This window comes from Methanocalculus sp. (genome assembly GCF_030651615.1).
In the GTDB taxonomy this organism is placed as follows: domain Archaea; phylum Halobacteriota; class Methanomicrobia; order Methanomicrobiales; family Methanocorpusculaceae; genus Methanocalculus.
Map to the genome: position 1 here is coordinate 1 of NZ_JAUSCG010000228.1, position 3487 is coordinate 3487.

General features: G+C 52.5%; 3 protein-coding genes. All 3 read right to left on the minus strand.

Features of this window, described 5'->3' with window-relative positions:
* Positions 1 to 719: GDP-mannose 4,6-dehydratase (locus Q7V06_RS09565; protein ID WP_304840950.1), on the minus strand; the 719-nt coding region annotated here is incomplete at its 3' end.
* A 79-nt stretch (positions 720 to 798) separates the two neighbouring features.
* Entirely contained in the window at positions 799 to 2166 is a 1368-nt protein-coding gene (locus Q7V06_RS09570) for a mannose-1-phosphate guanylyltransferase/mannose-6-phosphate isomerase (protein WP_304840952.1), read from the minus strand.
* A 253-nt stretch (positions 2167 to 2419) separates the two neighbouring features.
* Positions 2420 to 3487: ABC transporter ATP-binding protein (locus tag Q7V06_RS09575; protein WP_304840954.1), on the minus strand; the 1068-nt coding region annotated here is incomplete at its 5' end.

A 3487-nucleotide genomic window follows, 5' to 3' on the forward strand; every position in this document is an offset into this window, starting at 1 on the left:
TGCTGGAGCATCATCCACATGCACTCGACATATTCGGGAGCAAATCCCCAGTCCCGTTTCGCTTCCAGGTTCCCGAGGTACAGGTACTTTTCCTTCCCGGAGAGGAGGCGGGCGATGCTCCGGGTGATCTTCCGGGTCACAAAGGTCTCCCCCCGGCGTGGCGATTCATGGTTGAAGAGCATGCCGTTACAGGAGAACATATCGTACCCTTCCCGGTAATTCTTCACCATCCAGTAGGAATAGACCTTGGCGCAGGCATAGGGGCTGCGTGGACAGAATTCAGTAGATTCATTCTGGGGAGGATGTGCCGCACCAAACATCTCACTGGATGATGCCTGGTAGAACTTCACACCCTTATTGCTCCGCCGTGCAGCCTCAAGGAGCCGGGTAGTACCAAGGGCAGTCACATTGCCGGTGTACTCAGGGGTGTCAAAACTGACCCTGACATGGCTCTGGGCACCGAGATGATAGACCTCATCCGGCCTGACATTGTACATGATATTTGATATCTGCTCGGAGTCGGCGAGATCTCCGTAATGGAGAAAGAGCCGTGCATCAGGTTCATGGGGATCGACATAGATCTGATCTATCCTACTGGTATTGAAGGTGGATGATCTCCGTACAAGGCCATGTACCTCATAGCCTTTATGAAGCAGGAGTTCTGCAAGGTATGAGCCGTCCTGGCCGGTGATGCCGGTGATGAATGCTTTTTTTGTCATGGTCTCTCCAGATTTTGATGAGTTCTATTGTTACAATGATCGCTTATTCCGTATTCCTACGTTTTACTATAATTCAACATTAAACTCTCTGAAAATCATCCTCTATCCGGACGATATCATCTTCCCCCGTATACTCCCCGATCTGCACCTCGATCAGCTCAAGCGGCAGCAGGCCGGGATTCGCGAGCCGGTGCACTGTCCCCACCGGAACATACGTCGACTCACCGTTCTTCAGAAGGAAGGTCTCACCACCAATCGTCACCTCGGCCGTTCCCTTCACCACCACCCAGTGCTCGCTCCGGTGGTGGTGCATCTGGAGCGAGAGGCGGCGGCCCGGCGGAACTGACACCCGCTTGATCTTGTAGATGCCGCCATCCTCAAGGGTCGTATAGGAGCCCCAGGGCCGGTGCACCTGCGTGTGGAAAGAGGCGCGTTCGTCACCCCGTTCTTTGAGGAGTTTCGCAACCTCGCCGACATGCTGCGCCTGATCCCGCGAGGCGACGAGGATCGCATCCTTCGTCTCGACGATGGCGAGATTGGAGATCCCGATGGTTGCGATGAGCCGATCCCCGATGATCAGGTTGTCATGCGACCGGATGCCGATATGCTCGCCCCTGACCGCGTTTTTATCGCCGTTCTTTGGGAGCACTGAATAGAGTGCATCGAAGGTGCCGAGATCGTTCCATCCCGACGCAAACGGGACCACCGCCGCACGATCGGTCTTCTCCATGATCCCGTAATCGATCGAGATCCGAGGGGTAATCCGGTATGCCTCATCGACCGGGTGCTCAAAAGCTTCCACTACAACGGGTGCGTACTGACAGCATTCATCCAGAAAAATCGAAGAGTTGAAGACGAACATCCCGCTATTCCAGAGATACCCTTCGTTGAGGTATGCTTCAGCAGTCGTCTGGTCGGGTTTTTCGAAGAAGGCGTCCACTGCATAACCGTTTGAAGCATCTCCACCGCCGATCTCCCGGCCGGGCCTGATATAGCCATACCCGGTATGGGGGGATGTCGGGAGCACCCCGAAGACGACCAGATGATCCTTCGAAAGGTGTTCCGCTCTTTGGAATGCAAGCAGATAGTCACTATCAGACTCGATCAGGTGATCTGAGGAGAGCACCGCGATTGTGGACTGGCCATGCTCCTCAGCAATCGTCTTCACGCCATAGTAGATGGCAGGGAGTGTGTTCTTCCCCTCAGGCTCAACGAGGATCGAGGCATGACACTTGATCTCTGCGAGCTGATCGCGGACGAGGAATGCATGGTCCGCATTTGTGACGATTGTGATCTCAGCCTCTGTTGAGAAGAGGAGAGCACGGGTGACTGTCTTCTGGAAGAGTGAAACGTTATCGAAGAGCCTGATGAACTGTTTTGGAAAATGCTCTCTGGAGAGCGGGAAGAGGCGGGTGCCACTCCCTCCGGCAAGAATGATCGTTTTCATTTGATTGTTACTCCGTACTTTTGTTTCATCTTGCGCTGGAATCATGGGTATCACCAGATCCTGCTTAGGACTATTGACTCAAAATTCCGGAGACCGGAGAAAGCACTGGAGGCAGCAGACCTGAACTCTTCCGCTTCTTTGTACCTCCTATCAAACCAGGTACAGAGATCTCTCTTAAGATCGTTGGTATCTGCTCCCTTCGGGATCGAGTCAGAGAGGAAGATAAACATCATGTTCTCAATGAGATCCTATCTTAGGGTGTATTCTCCTCATCATCAGAAATAGGCCTCTCATCATCACCTTTCTCCTGCCCAAGGTATAGCTGATAATACTCCCCTTTCATTGCAAGCAGCCCCTCATGATTCCCACTCTCCATGATCTGGCCCTCCCTCAGCACATAGATCACATCCGCATCCCGGATCGTCGACAAACGGTGTGCAATTGTAATCACCGTCATATTTTCTGACAGCTTCTGGATCGCATCGATAATTCGCTTCTCAGAGATATTATCAAGCGAACTCGTCGCCTCATCCAGAAGCAGGATCTCGGGATTTCTGAGGATGATCCGGGCAATCGCTACCCGCTGCCGCTGGCCGCCTGAGAGCTTCATCCCCTGATCACCGATCACTGTCTCATACCCATGATCAGTCCGCATGATGAAGTCATGAGCATCCGCTCGTTTGGCAGCTTCGATCACCTCGTCATCTGTACAATCAAGGCCAAACCGGATATTCTCCTTGATCGTATCATGGTAGATGAAGGTCTCCTGTCCGATATACCCAAGTGAACGCAGGTAGCTTGTTGTGTCAAACCTGGTCACATCCACGCCGTCGATCGATATCATCCCGCGATCAGGAGTATACAGGAGAGCAAGCAGGTTTGCAATCGTCGTCTTACCTGAGCCCGAATCACCGACGATCGCAACCGACGTATTCTTTGGGATCTCAAATGAGAGACTGCTGATAGTATCTTTCGAAGCTCCGGGATAGCGGAACGTCACCCCCTGAAATGCAATTGTATTACCAAAAGAGAAGGACTTTCCGTCACCCTGCGCCTTCCTTTTCTCCTGTCCACTCTCTTCGCGGATCAGTTCACCATAGACGAGTTCGAGTGCAGGAAGATATTGAACCATATAAGAAAGATTACTCTGTGCCTGGGTTGCTATTGGCACGAGACGATACAGTGCGAGCATGAATGTCCCAAAGAGACCGATGTACGAGAGGAAATCCCCGCTGGTTGAAATATAGAGGATGATGGCACCAAGGGCGATAACCGAGAACATCAGACAGTCATTGATGATGGATGGGAGCGTGCCAAGTGC